Raw genomic sequence first — 18,078 nt, forward strand, 5'->3', positions numbered from 1 at the left:
GGTGTCCCAAACTTAGGCGACGCTTATTTCGCGCGTCCGGGGAGTCGTCGGGGCGCGGGTCCGGGAAGCGGGTTCGCGCCGGTCGCGCGGGTGTGGTGTCCATCATCCGGACTCCGCCACCCACGGATTGGGCCGAGCCCCCTAGACTGGGACCGTGATCAGTCGAATCGACCTCCGAGGCTCCCAGGACGACCCGCGCGACGCCCTTCCGCGCGCCGAAATCGATGTGGCCGACGCCACCGAGCGCGTGCGGCCGCTCTGTGAGGACGTCCGCCATCGCGGGACCGAGGCACTGGTCGAACTCACCGAACGCTTCGACGGCGTGCGGCTCACCGACGTCCGTGTCCCCAAGGACGCCATCGACGCGGCCCTCGTCGAACTCGACCCCGCCGTGCGCGCCGCGCTGGAGGAGTCCATCCGCCGCGCCCGCAAGGTGCACAGCGCGCAGCGCCGCCAGGACCACACCACCCAGGTCGTCCCCGGCGGCACCGTCACGGAGAAGTGGATCCCTGTCAACCGCGTCGGCCTCTACGTGCCGGGCGGCCGCGCCGTCTACCCGTCCAGCGTCATCATGAACGTCGTCCCCGCCCAGGAGGCGGGCGTGGCCTCCCTCGCGGTGACCTCGCCGCCGCAGAAGGACTTCGGTGGGCTGCCCCACCCGACCATCCTCGCCGCCTGCGCGCTGCTCGGCGTGGACGAGGTGTACGCGGTCGGTGGCGCCCAGGCGGTGGCGATGTTCGCCTACGGCACCGACGACTGCGAGCGCGCCGACATGGTCACCGGCCCCGGCAACATCTGGGTCGCGGCCGCCAAGCGCCTCCTCAAGGGCGTCATCGGCATCGACGCCGAGGCCGGGCCCACCGAGATCGCGATCCTCGCGGACTCCACCGCCAACCCCGACTACGTCGCCGCCGACCTCATCAGCCAGGCCGAGCACGACGTCGTCGCCGCTTCCGTCCTGGTGACCCCGGACGAGGCCCTGGCCGAGGCGGTCACCGAACGCCTCGCCGCGCGCGTCGCCGCCACCAAGCACAGCGAGCGCGTCCGTGAAGCCCTGTCGGGCCCGCAGTCCGGCATCGTCCTGGTGGACGACCTCGAGCAGGGGCTGGCGGTCGTCGACGCCTACGCGGCCGAGCACCTGCAGATCATGACCGCCGACGCCCCGGCTCGGGCGGCGCGCGTGCGCAACGCCGGAGCGATCTTCGTCGGGGACCACTCCCCGGTCTCCCTCGGTGACTACGCGGCGGGCTCCAACCACGTGCTGCCCACCGGCGGCTGCGCCTGCCACAGCGGTGGCCTCAGCGTGCAGACCTTCCTGCGCGGGGTGCACGTCGTCGAGTACGACCGCGACGCGCTGGCCGACGTCGCCCATCACGTCATCACCCTGGCCCAGGCCGAGGACCTGCCCGCGCACGGTGAGGCCGTGGCCGCGCGCACGGAGGAGGGGAACACGCCCTGACCCGGGGGTGTTCCAGCAGTTCCGGGGAGGAGCCGGGGGTGACCGCCCCCGGCGGCGCCCGAACAACGGCCGAAGCGAACCGGAGGCCGTCAGACGCCCGCCCCGGCGGGGCGACCGGAGGGGACCCCTGTGACCACGGTGGTCACAGTGGCCCCGGGAGACCGTCCCGCCACGACCGACCACGAGTGTGAACCCAGTGAGCTTCACCCTGAACGACCTGCCGCTCCGCGACGACCTGCGCGGACGCTCGGCCTACGGCGCACCGCAGCTGGACGTGCCGGTGGTCCTCAACACCAACGAGAACCCCCACGCGCCCTCCCCGCGCCTGGCGAAGGCCCTCGCCGAGGCGGTGGCGGACACCGCCCTCGGGCTCAACCGGTACCCCGACCGGGACGCGGTCCGGCTGCGTGAGGGCCTGGCCGCCTACCTCGGCCACGGCCTGACCGCCGCCCACGTCTGGGCGGCCAACGGCTCCAACGAGGTCCTCCAGCAGCTGCTCCAGGCCTTCGGCGGACCCGGCCGCACGGCGATGGGCTTCGAGCCGTCCTACTCGATGCACCCGATCATCTCCCGGGGGACCGGGACGCACTGGGTGCCGGTCCCGCGCGACGCCGACTTCCGGATCGACGTGGACGCCGCCCTGGCCGCCATCGAGGAGCACCGGCCCAGCGTCGTCTTCCTGACCTCGCCCAACAACCCCACCGGTACCGCCCTGGAGATGGCCGACATCGAGCGCGTCGCCCGGGCCGCCCCGGGGGTCGTGGTGGTCGACGAGGCCTACGCCGAGTTCCGCCGCGCGAACACGCCCAGCGCCCTGTCCCTGCTGCCGGACCACCCCAGGGTGATCGTCTCGCGCACCATGTCCAAGGCCTTCGCCCTGGCCGGGGCGCGCGTGGGCTACCTCGCCGCGCACCCCGCCGTGGTGGACGCCCTCCAGCTGGTCCGCCTGCCCTACCACCTGTCCGCCGTCACCCAGACGGTGGCCCTCACCGCGCTGGAGCACGCCGAGGAGCTCCTCGGCGCCGTCGACGACCTCCGCGCCGAACGCGACGCGCTCGTCCTCTGGCTCCGGGAACAGGGGTTCTCCGTCGCGGACTCGGACGCCAACTTCGTCCTGTTCGGTGAGTTCGAGGACCGCAGCCGGGTCTGGCGGGACCTGCTCGACCAGGACGTCCTCATCCGCGAGACCGGCCCCGACGGCTGGCTGCGCGTCACCGTCGGCACCAGCGAGGAGATGGCCGCCTTCCGCGCGGCGCTCCTGAAGGTCACCGGCCGCTAGCCTGGCCGGCCCGCCCGGCACCACCGCACCGCACCACCACCACAGCACCACCAAGGATCAGGCACCATGAGCCGCATCGGGCGCGTCGAACGCGCAACCAAGGAAACCAAGGTCCTGGTCGAGGTCGACCTGGACGGCACGGGCGTCGCCGACGTCTCCACCGGGGTCGGATTCTTCGACCACATGCTCGACCAGCTCGCCAAGCACGGACTCTTCGATCTCACCGTGCGCACCGAGGGCGACCTGCACATCGACGCGCACCACACCATGGAGGACACGGCCCTCGCCCTGGGCGCGGCCTTCAGCGAGGCCCTCGGCGACCGCGCGGGCATCCGCCGCTTCGCCGACGCCAAGGTCCCGCTCGACGAGGCGCTGGCCGAGGTCACCGTCGACGTCTCCGGCCGCCCCTACCTCGTGCACACCGAGCCCGAGGGCATGGCGCCGGTCATCGGCCGCGACTACGACACGACCATGACCCGCCACATCTTCGAGTCGTTCGTCGCCCAGGCGCGCGTGGCCCTGCACGTCCACGTGCCCTACGGCCGCAACGCCCACCACATCGTGGAGGCGCAGTTCAAGGCGTTCGCCCGCGCACTGCGCGTGGCCACCGAGAACGACCCGCGCGTGGACTGGGTGCCCTCCACCAAGGGCGTCCTGTAGATGGACACCGACCTCTGGGGCCTGTTCCTGCTCGTCCTGGGCGGATTCCTCGCCGGCGGCGTGTACGCGCTGTGGGGGAGGAACCGCCTCATCGCGGGCGTCCTTGCCGGGTGCGTCGCGCTCGCCGTGGTCTCCGGCGTGCTGCGGCTCGGCTACTTCTAGTCCCCCACGTCCAGGGACGCTCACCTCACCAACTGAAGGGCACGCACTCGAATGTCACGTGTGGTCGTCTTCGACTACGGGTCGGGCAACCTCCGCTCGGCCCAGCGCGCCATGGAGCGCACCGGCGCCGACGTCACCGTCACCTCCGACCCGCACGCCGCGCTCGACGCGGACGGGCTGGTCGTCCCCGGGGTGGGCGCCTTCAGCGCCTGCATGGCCAGCCTCCGGGCGGCCGGGGGAGACCGGATCATCGGTCGGCGCGTGGCCGGGGGCCGCCCCGTCCTGGGGATCTGCGTGGGCATGCAGGTCCTCTTCGACCGGGGCGTCGAACAGGCCGACGTCCACGCCGAGGACCGCGCCACCGAGGGCTGCGGTGAGTGGCCCGGCACGGTCGAACGCCTCCGGGCGCCCGTCGTCCCCCACATGGGCTGGAACACCGTCACCCCGCCCGAGGACACACGCCTGTTCGCGGGGGTGGGCCCCGAGGACCGCTTCTACTTCGTGCACTCCTACGCGGTCCGCCGCTGGGAGTTCGTCAGTCACAGCGACCGTATCCGCGGCCCCCGGGTGACCTGGTCCGAACACGGCGAACCCTTCGTGGCCGCCGTGGAGAACGGTCCGCTCAGCGCGACCCAGTTCCACCCGGAGAAGTCCGGTGACGCCGGGGCCCGGGTCCTGGCCAACTGGGTCGGCACGCTGTGACGACGCATGTCCCCGAACCGAACCGAGCACGAGAAGGCACCATGACCGGCGACCACACCCCGTCGACCCCCGTACTCGAACTGCTGCCCGCCGTGGACGTGTCCGGCGGCCAGGCCGTCCAGCTCGTCCAGGGCAGGGCCGGCTCCGGCGGCCAGTACGGCGACCCCTTCGAGGCCGCCCGCGCCTGGCGTGACGCCGGGGCCGAGTGGATCCACCTGGTGGACCTGGACGCGGCCTTCGGCCGGGGCCACAACCGCGACCTCCTGCGCGCCATCGTCGACCGCCTCGACGTGAAGGTCGAGATGTCCGGCGGCATCCGCGACGACGAGTCCCTGGCCGCCGCCCTGGCCACGGGCTGCACCCGCGTGAACATCGGCACCGCCGCCCTGGAGAACCCGGAGTGGTGCGCCCGGATCATCGCCGAGCACGGCGACCGGATCGCCATCGGCCTGGACGTGCGCGGCACGACCCTGGCCGCCCGGGGCTGGACCCGCGACGGCGGCGACCTCCTGGAGACCCTCGACCGCCTGGAGTCCGAGGGCTGCGCCCGGTACGTGGTCACCGACGTCAACAAGGACGGCACCCTCAAGGGCCCCAACCTGGACCTGCTGCGCAGCGTGTGCGAGCGCACCGACAAGCCGGTGGTCGCCAGCGGCGGCGTGTCCAGCCTCGCCGACCTGGAGGCGATCTCCTCCCTGGTCCCGCTGGGCGTGGAGGGCGCCATCATGGGCACCGCCCTGTACGAGGGCGCCTTCACCCTGGAGGACGCCCTGACCACGGTGCGGGGTGCGGATCGGTGAGCCTGGCCATCCGAGTCATCCCGTGTCTGGACGTCGACGCCGGACGCGTCGTCAAGGGCGTCAACTTCGAGAACCTCCGCGACGCCGGTGACCCGGTGGAGCTGGCGGGTACCTACGACGCCGGGGGCGCCGACGAGCTGACCTTCCTGGACGTCACCGCCTCCAGCGGCAACCGCGAGACCACCTTCGACGTGGTGCGCCGCACCGCGGACCAGGTGTTCATCCCGCTCACCGTCGGGGGAGGGGTCCGTACCACCGAGGACGTGGACCGGCTGCTGCGCGCCGGTGCCGACAAGGTGGGGGTGAACACCGCCGCGATCGCCCGTCCGGAGCTGATCGGGGAGATCGCGGAACGCTTCGGCCGCCAGGTCCTGGTGCTCTCCGCCGACGTGCGCCGCGTGCGCGAGGGCGGTCGTCCCACACCCAGCGGGTTCGAGGTCACCACGCACGGCGGTCGGGAGAGCGCCGGTGTCGACGCTCTGGAGTGGTGTGAGCGGGCCGCCGAGCTGGGGGCCGGTGAGATTCTGCTCAACTCGATGGACGCCGACGGCACCCGGGCGGGTTTCGACCTGGAGCTGATCCGCGCGGTGCGCGCGCGGGTGGACGTCCCGCTGATCGCCTCGGGCGGGGCGGGCGCGGTGGAGCACTTCGTCCCGGCGGTCGCCGCGGGCGCGGACGCGGTGCTGGCGGCGACCGTCTTCCACTTCGGGGAGTTCACCATCGCCGACGTCAAGCGGAGCCTGCGTGAGGCCGGATACCCGGTCCGGTAGGCGGTGGATGGTCGCGACACGCCGACATGACGAAGAACAGGCCCCGAGCGCGTGCGCTCGGGGCCTGTGACCTGCATAACCGTGTCAATGATTACTGTCAGTAATCAAAGCGTGTCATGGCGTTGACCAAGCTGTGATCCGTGTGAGCATGAGCGCGTCTTAGCAGCCACGACAGGGAGACAGTCGCCCATCATGTCCAAGCACGTCATCACCGGCCTCGCTCGCAGGTTCGCTTCCCTCGCCACCGCCGGAGCCATCGCCATCGGCGGCATGGCCCTCATGGCCCCGTCCGCCGCGGCCGACGACTTCGAGCGCACGCCGGACGAGGTCATCCAGATGATCCAGGCCCAGGTCTGGCCGAACTACTCGCTCCAGAACCCCGGCCCCAGCGTCGACATCCTCGCCGCGCAGTACTTCCTGAACCACCTCGGCTACATCACGGACAACACGAGCGAGACCTTCACGTCGGAGTTCAACCGTGTCCTCCGCGACTTCGAGCGCCGTGAGGGCATCGACGTCAACGGCGTCCTGGAGTCACAGAGCTGGATCAAGATCCGGAACGAGCTGTTCCCGACCAGCGCCGACGGCTTCCAGCGCGACGACCGGGGCTACGGCGTCCGCGCCGTGCAGGTGCTGCTCAACGAGAAGAACGACGCCGGTCTGACCGTCAACGGCCGCTACAACTCCGCCACGGAGCAGGCCGTCCGCAACTTCCAGCGCGAGAAGTGCATCGGCGTCGACGGCGTCTACGGCTGGCTCACCTACAAGGCCAGCATCACCGGTGTCGACAGCTGCTCCTCCAGGGCGCAGGCCCCCGGCGAGGAGGCCGCGGAGCAGGCTCCGGCCGAGGGTGCCGCGGAGCAGGCTCCCGCGGAGCAGGCCCCGGCCGAGGAAGCCGCTGAGCAGGGCCCCGCCGAGCAGGTGCGTCCGGCCGGTCCGGGTCGTCCCGCTGGTCCTGGCCGTCCCGCCGAGCAGGGCCCGGCCGAGGACGCTCCCGTCGAGGAGGGCGACCAGGCCCGTGAGCTGGAGACGGTGCGCGGCTCCTAGCCCGCACCGCACCACCTGACGTGACGAGAGTCGGGCCCGGTACGCCTCCCGCGGCGTACCGGGCCCGACGCATGTACACCCCGGGACCCCCGGGAAGTTCCCGTTGTACGGAATAGCACGGATGTGTCCCGCGCTGAAACAATCCGGTGGCAGCTGTCGGTGCCGCTGGATAGGTTGGCCCCAACACGCGCCCCGTGCCCGTCGGCATGCCCGGGAACGGACGGAACGTGGCCGGGCGGCCGGAGCGAACCGGTCAGGACGAGGAAGCGGGGGCGTATGGCGCAGGGCACCACGACGGCGAACCAGGCGACACGGGAGGGCGACCCGCCCGGCGACCCCGCCGCCGAGAGCGCCGACACCGGCACCCCGGACCAGGCCACCGACCCCCACAAGGGCGTCTTCGCCCGGGGGATGCGCGTCCTGGGCGTCGCCGCCCGCACCGAACCGTGGATCTTCCTCGCCGCCGTCGCCGGGGCCATGCTGCACGCGGGCGTCTCCGTGGGCTCCGCCTCCGTGCTGGGACACCTCACCGACAACACCATCCTCCCGGCCTTCTCCGCCGGAGAGACCACCGCGGCCGCACTGCTCGCCGCCGCGGCCTTGCTCATGGCGGTCGGCCTCGGCAAGGCCGTGGGGCTCGCCCTGCGTCGCCTGCTCGCCGGGCTCATGCAGTTCCGCATGCAGGCCCGCTACCGCCGCGCCGTCGCCCGCAAGTACCTGGAACTCCCGCTCTCCTGGCACCACCGCCACCCCACCGGCCAGCTCCTGTCCAACGCCAACGCCGACGTCGAAGCCGCCTGGCAGCCCCTCGCGCCGCTCCCCATGGCCGTCGGCAGCGTGTTCATGCTGGTCATCGCGTCCGTCGCGATGATCGTCACCGACCCGGTCCTGGCCCTGGTCGCCTTCGTGGTCTTCCCGATCCTGGCCGCCGCCAACGTGGTGTTCCAGCGCCGCGTCTCCCCGATGGCCTCCCGGGCCCAGGCCCTGCGCGCCGAGGTCAGCGGGGTCGCCCACGAGTCCTTCGACGGCGCCCTCGTCGTCAAGACCCTCGGCCGCGAGGACACCGAGACCGAACGCTTCACCCGGTCCGCCCACCGCCTGCGCGACGCCCTCATCCAGGTCGGCCGCATGCGCTCCATGTTCGACCCCTTCACCGAGGCCCTGCCCAACTTCGGGGTGCTCGCCGTCCTCCTCCTCGGGATGTGGCGCCTGTCCACCGGCGCCATCGAACCCGGCGAGCTCGTGCAGATCGCCTTCCTCTTCACACTCCTCGCCCTGCCCATCCGCTCCTTCGGATGGATCCTCGGTGACCTGCCGCGCAGCGTCGTCGGCTGGGACCGCGTGCAGTCCGTCCTCAACTCCGACGGCGCCATGGAACACGGCGACCGGACCCTGGAGAGCACCGAGCGCGGCCTCGCACTCAGCGTCCGCGACGTCACCTTCTCCTACGCCGACGCCTACGACGCCGAGGGCGGCGGCCGCGACCTCCTGGACGACCACACCGTCACCGGGGCCCGCACCACCGTCCTCAACGGCGTCGACCTCGACATCGCCCCCGGGCGCACCGTCGCCCTCGTCGGACCCACCGGGTCCGGGAAGTCCACCCTCACCACCGTCCTCATGCGCCTGGTCGACCCCGAGTCCGGCGCCGTCCGCTACGACGGCGTCGACGTGCGCGACCTCGCCCGGGGCCAGATCCCGCGCCACGCGGCGCTCGTGCCCCAGGGCACGTTCGTGTTCGAGGACTCCGTCCGCGACAACGTCTCCCTCGGCGCGGCCGGGGTCGACGACGAACAGATCTGGGCCGCGCTCCGGCTGGCACGGGCCGACGGGTTCATCGCGGAACTCGACGGAGGCCTCGACGCCCGTCTCGGGGAGAAGGGCACCACACTGTCCGGCGGACAGCGCCAGCGCCTCGCCCTGGCCCGCGCCATCGTCCGCCGCCCCCGCCTGCTGATCATGGACGACGCCACCTCGGCCGTGGACCCGCAGATCGAGGCCCAGATCCTGGCCGGACTGCGCGAACGCGACGACGCCGCCACCGTGGTCGTCGTGGCCTACCGCAGGGCCACCATCGAGCTCGCCGACGAGGTCCTCTACATGGAGGGCGGACGCGTCCTGGCGCGCGGCACCCATGCCGAGCTCCTGGTCACCTCCAGCGGGTACAACAGGCTCGTCACCGCCTACGAGCGCGCCTCGGCGGAGAACGAGAGCGAGCGCGCTCCCCTCCCGGAGGAGCCCGGACCCGCGGAACCGCACCTGCCCACCGGAGGACACCCCACCGACGCCGCCGAGGAGACCAGCCGATGAGCGCACCGACCCAGCCCCGTACCGACGACCGGTCGGAGCAGGCGGAGGCCGGGGCCGGGCGCCCCGAACGCGACCCCGTCCTCTCCCTGCACCAGAACCAGGACTCCGCGTTCGGTACCATCCGGCGCGGTCTCCAGCTGTCCCCGGAGTTCGCCCGGGGCCTGTGGCTCACGCTGGTGTTCGCCCTGGTCGCCACCGCGGGCAAGGTGATCGTCCCCGTCGCCGTCCAGCAGATCATCGACAACGGGCTCACCGGGGAGACCGGTCCCGACCTCGGCTTCGTCACCCGCATGGTGACGGTCTGCGCGGCGCTGCTCGTGGTCACCATGTTCTGCTCGTACCTGATGAACCTGCGGCTGTACCGGGCCACCGAGTCCGGTCTGGCCACCCTGCGCCGCAAGGCCTTCCGCCACGTCCACGACCTGTCCGTGCTCACCCAGAACAGCGAGCGCAAGGGCGCCCTGGTCTCCCGGGTCACCGGCGACGTCGACCAGATCAGCACCTTCATGCAGTGGGGCGGGCTGCTCCTGCTCGTCAGCGTCGGCCAGCTCCTGGTCGCCACCACCCTCATGGCGGTCTACTCCTGGCAGCTGACCCTCGTGGTGTGGATCTGCTTCCTACCGCTGCTCTTCGGCGTCCGCTGGCTCCAGAAGCTGCTGTCCCGGGCCTACCTCACGGTCCGTGAGCGCACCGGCGACATGCTCGGCGCCATCGGGGAGACCGTGATGGGCGCCGCCGTCATCCGCGCCCACGGCACCGAGGAGCGCACCGCCGGACGCATCGACACGACGGTCCAGGCCACCCGGCTCGCCCAGGTCAGGGCGCAGCGCCTGTCCATGGCCGTCTCGCCCTTCGCGGAGATCGTCGCCGCCGTCGGCAACGTCGCCGTCGTCCTGGTCGGTGTCTGGCTGGGCGTCGGGGGAGACCTCACCGCGGGTCAGCTCATCGCCTTCCTCTTCCTCATGACGCTCTTCATCCAGCCGATGATGATGGCCACGGAGATCTTCAACGAGGCCCAGAACGCCATCGCGGGGTGGCGGCGCGTCCTCGGGGTGCTCGACACGGTCCCCGACATCGCGGACCCCGGCGAGGCCGGACGCGTCCTGCCGCGCGGGCCGGTCCGGGTCGGGTTCGACCGGGTCACCTACTCCTACCCCGAGGGTCCCGTGGTCCTGGACGACGTGGACGTGGAGATCACCCCGGGAACCAGGGTCGCGGTCGTCGGTGAGACCGGGTCGGGCAAGACCACCTTCGTCAAGCTCCTCACCCGCCTCATGGACCCCGCGTCCGGCACCGTCCGCCTGGACGGGGTGGACCTGCGCGAGGTCTCCTTCTCCTCACTGCGCGCCCGCGTCGTCATGGTCCCCCAGGAGGGGTTCCTGTTCGACAGCTCCCTGGGCGACAACATCCGCTTCGCCCGCCCCGAGAGCACCGACGCCGAGCTGGAGACGGCCATCACCGAACTCGGCCTGGCGGACTGGCTGGGAAGCCTCGCCCACGGCCTGGACACGCCGGTGGGCCAGCGCGGGGAGTCCCTGTCAGCGGGGGAGCGTCAGCTCGTCGCCCTCGTGCGCGCCTACATCGCGGACCCGGACCTGCTCGTCCTGGACGAGGCCACCTCGGCCGTGGACCCGCACACCGAGGTCCGCATCCAGCGGGCCCTGGACCGGCTGACCCGGGGCCGCACGTCCGTGGCCATCGCCCACCGCCTGTCCACGGCCGAGGCCGCCGACCGGGTCCTGGTGTTCGACGACGGCCGCATCGTCCAGAGCGGATCCCACGACGAACTGGTGGACCGGCCGGGCGTGTACGCGGACCTCTACGCCTCCTGGGTCCGCTCCTCCGCCTAGCCTCTCCACCAGTGGGCCGCCAGCAGCTCCGCCACCAGCGGTTCGGCCAGCAGGCTCACGTCGGGGTCGCCGTCGCCCGGGTAGCGCACGCTCAGCGCCACCCCCGGGACGCGCTCGCGTCCGGGGGTGGCGCCCACCGCCACGAACGAACCCCGCAGCTGGCCGAGGTGCTCCGCGAAACGCTGGTCGTAGGTGGAACCCGCGAACAGCAGGGCCCGGTAGTCCGTGACCGCCGCCAGGTACCGGTCCGAGTGCGACCACTCACCGGTCTCCGCCGTGTGCGCCACCCGGATCGGCCCCCTGCGCAGCACCCGCACCCCCTGCTCGGCGGAGGCCAACCGCTCGGCCGGGGCGACCAGCCGCACCCCGTCGGGGGAGTCCAGCAGCCGCGCGGCCTCGGGTACCCACTCCGGGGCGCTTTCCAGCAGTACCCGCGACGCGTTGGCGACCCGTTGGAGCAGTCCGGGGAAGTTGCCGCTGCTCCCCGTCGAGGGCGCCCCCAGCCGGTGCCCCAGCAACAGCAGCAACGCCAGGGCGTGCTGGTAGGCGCGGCACCCGAGCCCGGCCCGCTCCTCACCCGCCCGCAGCGGCACCAACAGGTCCGCGTAGCGACCCACCACCGCGTCCTCGTCCGGGGCCAGCACGATCACCGGTGAACGCCCCACGTACCGGTCCAGCGCCGAGTGCAGCTCCCGCTGACCGTCCCCCAGACTCACCGCCACCACGAGCGTCTCGGGGCCGGCGGGCGGCTCCTCGACCGACGAGGAGAAGTCGGCGTGCGCCGCCACGCCCCCGCGCCGCAGCCGCGCCGCCGCCACCTCGCACGCGCGCCGCGCCGGACCCAGAGCCAGGAACCGCACCGACACGGGTTCGTCCCCCAGCAGCGCGGGCAGCGCGGCGTAGGGGTCCCAGCGCGGGAAGCGCTGGGCGAGCTCGGTCAACGCGGCGGGTTTCCCCGCCAGGTCGGCGGACAGGTGCTCGGCGGTCACGGGAGCTCCCAAGCTGGCAGAACCGTCGGAACGGCGACGTCACGGACGCACGAACTCTAATCCCCCCTCCGGGCCCCGGGGGAGTGACCGGTGTCAAACCGCACCCGGTGGGCGGAGCGCGGACATCGGTCATAACCTGGAGGCATGAGCGCCACCAACCTCGATCCGGACATCGCCGCACGCCTGAAGCGCACCGCGGACGGCCTGGTCCCCGCCGTCGTGCAGCAGCACGACACCGGGGAGGTCCTCATGCTGGCCTGGATGGACGACGAGGCCCTGCACCGCACCCTCACCACCCTGGACGCCACCTACTGGTCGCGCAGCCGGGGCGAGTACTGGGTCAAGGGCGCCACCTCCGGTCACACCCAGCGCGTGGTCTCCGTCGCGCTCGACTGCGACGGCGACACCCTGCTGGTCCGCGTCGACCAGACCGGAGCGGCCTGCCACACGGGGGACCGCACCTGCTTCGACGCCGGACGGCTGCTGTGACCCGCGCCACGGTCCGCGCCCGCCGCGAGTACGGCGTGACCACGCTCGGCCTGGCAGCCGGGGCCGCGCTCCTGCTGGCCGCCTCCGGACGCGTGTGGGTCACGGGTGAGCTCGCCTCGCCCGGACCGGTCGCCGCCGTCCCCGTGGACCTGACCGGAGGGGACCTCACCGGAGCCCCGCGCGGCCTGGGGTGGGCCGCGCTCGCCGGGATCGTGGGCCTGTACGCGGCCCGTTCCTGGGCCCGTCGCGTCGTGGGCCTGCTCATCGCGGCCTGCGGTGTGTTCGCGCTCACCTCCCTCTGGTCGGCCACCCGTCCCGGCGCGCTGACCGACTCCGTCACCCGGCTGGCCGCCGACACCGCGGGCGCCGCGCAGAGCGCCGCGGCACCCGAACTCCACGCCCTCGGCCCCGTCATGGGCGCGGTCGGGGCGGTCCTGGTGCTCCTGACCGGCCTGGTCTCGGTAGCGCGTGCCCCTGCCTGGCCCGGCATGGGAAACCGGTACGATCGGGACGCCGCACCGCGTCCCCGCCACGCGGAGACACCAGCCGACCTGTGGAAATCACTGGACGCCGGTGACGACCCCACTCTTGGCGCCCCGGAGCCCGGCGCGTCCGCCGCAACCGAACCGGCGGCCCGCACGGACTCCGGTGGCGACACCGAACCCGCACCGCTGGCCGAGTCGCCAGCCCAACCCAAGGAGAGCCCCTGATGGCCGACGCCCACCACGAAGAGCACGACGACCACGGCAACACCGTGTCCGCCTGGTTCCTCACCGTCTCCTGGATCGTCGCCTGGACCGTGGCCGCCGTCGCCATCATCTTCGGCGGCGCCCTGGTCACCTGGACCGTCATCGCCCTGGTCGCCAGCATCGCCCTGGCCGCCGTCGCCGGTGTCATGAAGAAGGTCGGCCTGGGCCGCAAGGAGCCCCGCCCCGTCCCGCCGACGCGTGAGGAGTGGGAGGCCGGCCGCGAGGCCACCGCCGCCGCCCAGTAGTCCCTTCCGTCCGGAGCGTCCGTGGCCCACCGCGCGTGGGCCACGGAAATGGACGGGTGCCCGCGGGGCGGGTACATTCGCCTCACCGGCTCCGCCGTCGGCCCGCAGGTCGGGCGGGCCCCCCGGTTCCCCTCGCCCCTCGGCAGACACGTCCGGAAGGACACCACCCATGAGTTACGGTCCTCCGCCCCCGGGCGATCCCTCGGGCTACGACCAGTCCACCGGCGGCTACGGCCCGCCGGTCCCGCAGTACGGCCAGCAGGGACACTACGGACCGCCCGTGCCGCCCTACGGCGTGCCCGGACCCTACGGGGCGCACCCCCCCGCGTCCGACCCGCCCAGGAACTACATGGTCTTCAACATCCTGGGCATCTTCGGCTGCCTCGGCATGACGAGCATCATCGGCATCATCGGCCTGATCTTCGCGCTCCAGGTCAGCAGCAAGTGGCACATCGGTGACTACGCGGGGGCGGAGTCCGCGGCCAACACCGCGAAGATCCTCGGCATCATCGGCCTGTGCTGCTTCGTGGTCACGGCCCTGTTCTTCCTCTTCTACGTGCTGATGTTCCTCGGCTTCGGTGTCTCCGCGCTCATGATGTGACCCGAGTGCCCCGACGCGGCCGCCGGTAGGGTGGGCGCGTGCAGCACGACGACGAACCCGCCCGCGCCCCGGCCTCCGCCCCGTCCCTCCCGGACGGTCCCGCGGCCCGGGCCGGGGAGGGCGCCCCGGGCCGCGTCGCCCGTCTCGTCCAGCGGATCCACCCCGTGACCTGGCCGGTCTCCCTGGGACTGCTCGGGCTCGCCGGTCTGGTCCTCCTCCATCTGGTGGACCCCAACGAACCGGGCAACTACCCCACCTGCCCCTGGCTGCTCCTCACCGGCACGTTCTGCCCCGGCTGCGGCACCATGCGCGCCGTCGCGCTCCTCACCCACCTGGACGTGGTCGGCGCCCTCGGCATGAACCCGCTCCTGGTGCTGCTCCTGCCCTATCTCGCCCTCACCTACGCGGCCTGGCTGGTCGGCACCCTGCGCCCACGGGCGCGGCCGCCCGTCCCGGCCCCCACCTGGTTCGTGTGGACGCTCCTCGTCGCCTTCGTGGTCTTCTGGATCGCCCGCAACCTGCCGTGGTTCTCCTTCCTCGCCCCCGGTACCCCGCTACTGCCCGCCTGGTGAGAACGGACCGGACCGGATGGGGCGGGTTCCTCCTCGGTCGCACGGAATCTCCCGGCGCGGTGACCCGGGGGCGGCGGCCCCACGGCCGCTGAGGGTGGATACGATGACCAGCACACGGTGTGACGGCCCCGAGCCCACACCCGATCGGACCGGCCGTGTCCACCTCCGGACCGGCCACCGCCAACCGCAATGGACGAGGGAGCTAGAACCTGTGAGCGTGCTCGACGAGATCCTCGACGGAGTACGCGCTGACCTGGCGCAGCGACAGGCGGAACTCCCCCTGGACCGCCTCAAGGCCCAAGCCGAGTCGGTGCCCGTCCCCCAGGACGCCGAGGCCGCCCTGCGCCGCCCGGGCGTCCACGTCATCGCCGAGGTCAAGCGGGCCAGCCCCTCCAAGGGCCCGCTCGCCTCCATCACGGACCCCGCCGCGCTGGCCCGCGACTACGAGGCCGGCGGCGCCACCTGGATCAGCGTGCTCACCGAGGGACGCCGGTTCAACGGCAGCCTGGACGACCTGCGCACCGTGCACGCCGCCGTCGAGACCCCGCTGCTGCGCAAGGACTTCGTCGTCAGCTCCTACCAGCTGTGGGAGGCCCGCGTCTTCGGCGCCTCCGCGATCCTCCTCATCGTCGCCGCCCTGCCCCAGGACGCCCTGGTCTCCCTGGTCGAACGCGCCCGCTCGCTGGGCCTGACCCCGCTGGTCGAGGTCCACGACGAGGAGGAGGTCGCCCGCGCCCTGGACGCCGGAGCGACCGTCATCGGCGTCAACGCGCGCAACCTCAAGACCCTGGAGGTCGACCGGGACACCTTCGCCCGGCTCGCCCCCCTCATCCCGGCCGACCGCGTCAGAATCGCGGAGTCCGGGATCCGAGGCCCGCACGACCTGCTGGCCTACGCCGGTGCCGGTGCCGGAGCCGTCCTCGTGGGCGAGAGCCTCGTCCGTGGACGGAACCCGCGCGAGGCCGTCGCCGACCTGGTGACCGCCGGCGCCCACCCCGCGCTGCGCGACCGGAACTGACGGGACGAACACGATGGGACCGACGAAGGCGTACACGGAGCACGCGCGGCACACGCCCGCGCTCCTGCGCCGATGGCGATGGCTCTAGGGAGCCCGTAGGCACGTCCCACGGGTTCCCGTCGCCGCGTCGACCCGAACCAACCCGCGCCGCCCGAGCCAGGCGGCGCACGGCCGGTCGGTGCGCGGCCCCCGTGGCGCGACGCCCCGGGCCGACCCGCGCGCTCGGCCTCCTCTTCCCAGGAGAACTTCCCATGAGCCACGCCCAACCGGTACCCGACGACCGCGGGCACTACGGCCGCTTCGGCGGCCGGTTCGCCCCCGAAGCCCTCATCGCGGCCCTCGACGAGGTCGAGGCCGAGTGGGCCAAGGCCAAGGACGACCCCGCCTTCCACGCCGAGTTCGACGAGCTCCTCAAGAGCTACGCGGGGCGCCCCAGCCTCCTCACCGAGGCCCGTAACTTCTCCGAGCACGCGGGCGGGGCGCGCGTCCTGCTCAAGCGCGAGGACCTCAACCACACCGGCTCGCACAAGATCAACAACGTGCTGGGCCAGGCGCTGCTCACCAAGCGCATGGGCAAGACCCGCGTGATCGCGGAGACCGGCGCGGGCCAGCACGGCGTGGCCACCGCCACCGCCTGCGCCCTCATGGGCCTGGACTGCGTCATCTACATGGGGGAGGAGGACACCCGACGGCAGGCCCTCAACGTCGCCCGCATGCGGATGCTCGGTGCCGAGGTCGTCCCGGTCACCATCGGCAGCCGCACCCTCAAGGACGCGATCAACGAGACCTTCCGCGACTGGGTGGCCAACGTCGACCACACCCACTACCTCTTCGGTACCGCGGCCGGACCGCACCCCTTCCCCAAGCTCGTCCGCGACCTGCACTTCACCGTGGGCGCCGAGGCCCGCCAGCAGGTCCTCGACCTCACCGGCAGGCTCCCCGACGCCGTCGCCGCCTGCGTCGGTGGCGGCTCCAACGCCATCGCGATCTTCGCGGCCTTCATCCCCGACGAGAGCGTCGCCCTGTACGGGTTCGAGGCCGGGGGGCGGGGCGCCGACACCGACGAGACCGCCGCCTCCATCACCGCGGGAAGCCACGGGGTCTTCCACGGCGCGCGCACCTTCGTCCTCCAGGACGAGTACGGGCAGACCCTGCCCAGCCACTCCATCTCCGCCGGGCTCGACTACCCGGCAGTGGGACCCGAGCACGCCTACCTGGCGGACACCGGTCGCGCGACCTACGAGCCCGTCACCGACGTCGAGGCCATGGACGCCTTCCGGCTGCTCTGCCGCACCGAGGGCATCATCCCGGCGATCGAGAGCGCCCACGCCCTGGCCGGGGCCCTCCGGCTCGGCCGACGCCTCGGGCCCGACGCCGTGATCCTGGTGAACCTCTCCGGGCGCGGAGACAAGGACGTCAACACTGCGGCCGCCTACTTCGGCCTCGTCGACTCGGAGGGACAGGCCTGATGGCCGCGACCACGCTCCAGACCACACTCGCCTCGGCCCGCGCGGCCGACCGCGCCGCGCTCGTCGGCTACCTGCCCGCGGGCTTCCCCGACGTCGACTCCTCGATCCGGGTCATCCAGGCCATGGTCGAGGGCGGGTGCGACGTCATCGAGGTCGGCCTGCCCTACTCCGACCCCATGATGGACGGGCCCACCATCCAGCGGGCCGCGGACCGGGCGCTGGCCTCGGGCACCACCACCGACGACGTCTTCCGTGTCGTGGAGGCCACCGCCGCCACCGGGGCCGCCGCCCTGGTGATGTCGTACTGGAACCCGATCGAGCGCTACGGCGTCGAGCGCTTCGCCACCGAACTCGCCAACTCGGGCGGGGCCGGGGTCATCACACCCGACCTCATCCCCGAGGAGGCCGAGGAGTGGTACGCGGCCTCCGAGAAGGCCGGGCTCGACCGGATCTTCCTGGTGGCCCCGTCCTCCACGGACCGGCGCCTCGAACTGACCACCGGCGCGTGCAGCGGGTTCGTCTACGCGGCCTCGCTCATGGGGGTCACCGGAACCCGCGCCCAGGTGGCCGACACCGCCGCGACCCTGGTGCGCCGCACCCGCGAGGTCACCCGCGAGTCCGCCCTGCCGATCTGCGTGGGGCTGGGGATCTCCACGGCCGCGCAGGCCGCCGAGGTCGCCGCCTACGCCGACGGCGTCATCGTGGGCGCCGGGTTCTGCCAGCGCGTCCTGGACGCCCCGGACCTGGAGACCGGGCTCGTCGCCGTTCGCTCCTTCGCTGAGGAGCTCTCCGCCGGGGTGCGCTCCCGGTAGGCCCCGCCCTGGGCCGCCCCGGCCCACGTGCAGCCCCACGGTGGGTCGCGCCGGTACGGCGCGACCCGCCGTTCTCGTGTCCCGACCCGCTCACG

General features: G+C 72.8%; 19 protein-coding genes. 18 read left to right on the top strand and 1 reads right to left on the bottom strand.

The window, feature by feature from the left end; translation table 11 throughout:
• Window positions 1-154: 154 nt before the first annotated feature.
• The 10 genes from hisD (at window position 155) to ACRWK8_RS12920 (ending at window position 11,039) form a co-directional block, all read left to right on the top strand.
• Entirely contained in the window at window positions 155-1,459 is a 1,305-nt protein-coding gene (hisD, locus tag ACRWK8_RS12875) for a histidinol dehydrogenase (protein ID WP_378741464.1), read from the top strand.
• A 196-nt stretch (window positions 1,460-1,655) separates the two neighbouring features.
• Window positions 1,656-2,738, top strand: a complete 1,083-nt coding sequence (locus tag ACRWK8_RS12880; RefSeq protein ID WP_431870426.1) for a histidinol-phosphate transaminase — start codon at window positions 1,656-1,658, stop codon at window positions 2,736-2,738.
• A 66-nt stretch (window positions 2,739-2,804) separates the two neighbouring features.
• Complete coding sequence (hisB, locus tag ACRWK8_RS12885) at window positions 2,805-3,398, top strand: imidazoleglycerol-phosphate dehydratase HisB (RefSeq protein WP_378741468.1); 594 nt, start codon at window positions 2,805-2,807, stop codon at window positions 3,396-3,398.
• On the top strand, window positions 3,399-3,560 hold the full coding sequence (locus ACRWK8_RS12890; protein WP_352388635.1) for a hypothetical protein: 162 nt from the start codon (window positions 3,399-3,401) through the stop codon (window positions 3,558-3,560).
• A 51-nt stretch (window positions 3,561-3,611) separates the two neighbouring features.
• Window positions 3,612-4,262, top strand: a complete 651-nt coding sequence (gene hisH / locus ACRWK8_RS12895) for an imidazole glycerol phosphate synthase subunit HisH (protein ID WP_352388633.1) — start codon at window positions 3,612-3,614, stop codon at window positions 4,260-4,262.
• Between the two features lie 41 nt (window positions 4,263-4,303).
• Complete coding sequence (gene priA / locus ACRWK8_RS12900) at window positions 4,304-5,062, top strand: bifunctional 1-(5-phosphoribosyl)-5-((5-phosphoribosylamino)methylideneamino)imidazole-4-carboxamide isomerase/phosphoribosylanthranilate isomerase PriA (protein ID WP_431870429.1); 759 nt, start codon at window positions 4,304-4,306, stop codon at window positions 5,060-5,062.
• Complete coding sequence (hisF, locus tag ACRWK8_RS12905) at window positions 5,059-5,832, top strand: imidazole glycerol phosphate synthase subunit HisF (RefSeq protein WP_378741473.1); 774 nt, start codon at window positions 5,059-5,061, stop codon at window positions 5,830-5,832. Before priA ends, hisF begins: the two co-directional genes overlap by 4 nt.
• A 192-nt stretch (window positions 5,833-6,024) precedes the next feature.
• A complete protein-coding gene (locus ACRWK8_RS12910; protein ID WP_378741476.1) occupies window positions 6,025-6,879 on the top strand; it encodes a peptidoglycan-binding domain-containing protein in 855 nt (284 codons plus the stop codon).
• A 276-nt stretch (window positions 6,880-7,155) separates the two neighbouring features.
• On the top strand, window positions 7,156-9,189 hold the full coding sequence (locus ACRWK8_RS12915; RefSeq protein ID WP_378741478.1) for an ABC transporter ATP-binding protein: 2,034 nt from the start codon (window positions 7,156-7,158) through the stop codon (window positions 9,187-9,189).
• Entirely contained in the window at window positions 9,186-11,039 is a 1,854-nt protein-coding gene (locus ACRWK8_RS12920; RefSeq protein WP_378741481.1) for an ABC transporter ATP-binding protein, read from the top strand. The genes ACRWK8_RS12915 and ACRWK8_RS12920 overlap by 4 nt, the downstream gene beginning before the upstream one ends.
• Here the strand turns inward: ACRWK8_RS12920 and ACRWK8_RS12925 are convergent.
• Window positions 11,036-12,028, bottom strand: a complete 993-nt coding sequence (locus tag ACRWK8_RS12925; protein WP_431870432.1) for a sugar isomerase — start codon at window positions 12,026-12,028, stop codon at window positions 11,036-11,038. The two genes, ACRWK8_RS12920 and ACRWK8_RS12925, sit on opposite strands and share 4 nt — an antisense overlap.
• Before the next feature lie 144 nt (window positions 12,029-12,172).
• Here ACRWK8_RS12925 and hisI point away from each other — a divergent pair, with 144 nt between their 5' ends.
• The 8 genes from hisI (at window position 12,173) to trpA (ending at window position 17,983) form a co-directional block, all read left to right on the top strand.
• Window positions 12,173-12,517, top strand: a complete 345-nt coding sequence (hisI, locus tag ACRWK8_RS12930) for a phosphoribosyl-AMP cyclohydrolase (RefSeq protein ID WP_378741486.1) — start codon at window positions 12,173-12,175, stop codon at window positions 12,515-12,517.
• On the top strand, window positions 12,514-13,227 hold the full coding sequence (locus tag ACRWK8_RS12935; RefSeq protein ID WP_431870434.1) for a Trp biosynthesis-associated membrane protein: 714 nt from the start codon (window positions 12,514-12,516) through the stop codon (window positions 13,225-13,227). The genes hisI and ACRWK8_RS12935 overlap by 4 nt, the downstream gene beginning before the upstream one ends.
• Window positions 13,227-13,511 carry an HGxxPAAW family protein gene (locus ACRWK8_RS12940; RefSeq protein ID WP_378741492.1) on the top strand — a complete coding sequence of 95 codons (285 nt, stop codon included), beginning with the start codon at window positions 13,227-13,229 and terminating at the stop codon, window positions 13,509-13,511. Before ACRWK8_RS12935 ends, ACRWK8_RS12940 begins: the two co-directional genes overlap by 1 nt.
• Before the next feature lie 169 nt (window positions 13,512-13,680).
• Complete coding sequence (locus ACRWK8_RS12945) at window positions 13,681-14,112, top strand: CD225/dispanin family protein (protein ID WP_431870436.1); 432 nt, start codon at window positions 13,681-13,683, stop codon at window positions 14,110-14,112.
• A 38-nt stretch (window positions 14,113-14,150) separates the two neighbouring features.
• A complete protein-coding gene (locus ACRWK8_RS12950; protein ID WP_378741497.1) occupies window positions 14,151-14,684 on the top strand; it encodes a DUF2752 domain-containing protein in 534 nt (177 codons plus the stop codon).
• Between the two features lie 211 nt (window positions 14,685-14,895).
• Entirely contained in the window at window positions 14,896-15,702 is an 807-nt protein-coding gene (gene trpC, locus ACRWK8_RS12955) for an indole-3-glycerol phosphate synthase TrpC (protein WP_378741500.1), read from the top strand.
• 251 nt (window positions 15,703-15,953) lie between these two features.
• Window positions 15,954-17,171 carry a tryptophan synthase subunit beta gene (gene trpB / locus ACRWK8_RS12960; protein WP_378741503.1) on the top strand — a complete coding sequence of 406 codons (1,218 nt, stop codon included), beginning with the start codon at window positions 15,954-15,956 and terminating at the stop codon, window positions 17,169-17,171.
• Window positions 17,171-17,983, top strand: a complete 813-nt coding sequence (gene trpA, locus ACRWK8_RS12965) for a tryptophan synthase subunit alpha (RefSeq protein WP_431870439.1) — start codon at window positions 17,171-17,173, stop codon at window positions 17,981-17,983. The genes trpB and trpA overlap by 1 nt, the downstream gene beginning before the upstream one ends.
• Window positions 17,984-18,078: the final 95 nt, after the last annotated feature.

It is taken from the genome of Nocardiopsis eucommiae (genome assembly GCF_965344335.1).
Lineage (GTDB): Bacteria > Actinomycetota > Actinomycetes > Streptosporangiales > Streptosporangiaceae > Nocardiopsis > Nocardiopsis eucommiae.

What these genes read in the sequence shown, in the direction of transcription:
- hisB (WP_378741468.1), top strand. Translation starts at nt 2,805, where the DNA reads ATGAGCCGCATCGGGCGCGTCGAACGCGCAACCAAGGAAACCAAGGTC.
- ACRWK8_RS12890 (WP_352388635.1), top strand. Translation starts at nt 3,399, where the DNA reads ATGGACACCGACCTCTGGGGCCTGTTCCTGCTCGTCCTGGGCGGATTC.
- hisH (WP_352388633.1), top strand. Translation starts at nt 3,612, where the DNA reads ATGTCACGTGTGGTCGTCTTCGACTACGGGTCGGGCAACCTCCGCTCG.
- priA (WP_431870429.1), top strand. Translation starts at nt 4,304, where the DNA reads ATGACCGGCGACCACACCCCGTCGACCCCCGTACTCGAACTGCTGCCC.
- ACRWK8_RS12910 (WP_378741476.1), top strand. Translation starts at nt 6,025, where the DNA reads ATGTCCAAGCACGTCATCACCGGCCTCGCTCGCAGGTTCGCTTCCCTC.
- ACRWK8_RS12915 (WP_378741478.1), top strand. Translation starts at nt 7,156, where the DNA reads ATGGCGCAGGGCACCACGACGGCGAACCAGGCGACACGGGAGGGCGAC.
- ACRWK8_RS12920 (WP_378741481.1), top strand. Translation starts at nt 9,186, where the DNA reads ATGAGCGCACCGACCCAGCCCCGTACCGACGACCGGTCGGAGCAGGCG.
- hisI (WP_378741486.1), top strand. Translation starts at nt 12,173, where the DNA reads ATGAGCGCCACCAACCTCGATCCGGACATCGCCGCACGCCTGAAGCGC.
- ACRWK8_RS12940 (WP_378741492.1), top strand. Translation starts at nt 13,227, where the DNA reads ATGGCCGACGCCCACCACGAAGAGCACGACGACCACGGCAACACCGTG.
- ACRWK8_RS12945 (WP_431870436.1), top strand. Translation starts at nt 13,681, where the DNA reads ATGAGTTACGGTCCTCCGCCCCCGGGCGATCCCTCGGGCTACGACCAG.
- trpB (WP_378741503.1), top strand. Translation starts at nt 15,954, where the DNA reads ATGAGCCACGCCCAACCGGTACCCGACGACCGCGGGCACTACGGCCGC.
- trpA (WP_431870439.1), top strand. Translation starts at nt 17,171, where the DNA reads ATGGCCGCGACCACGCTCCAGACCACACTCGCCTCGGCCCGCGCGGCC.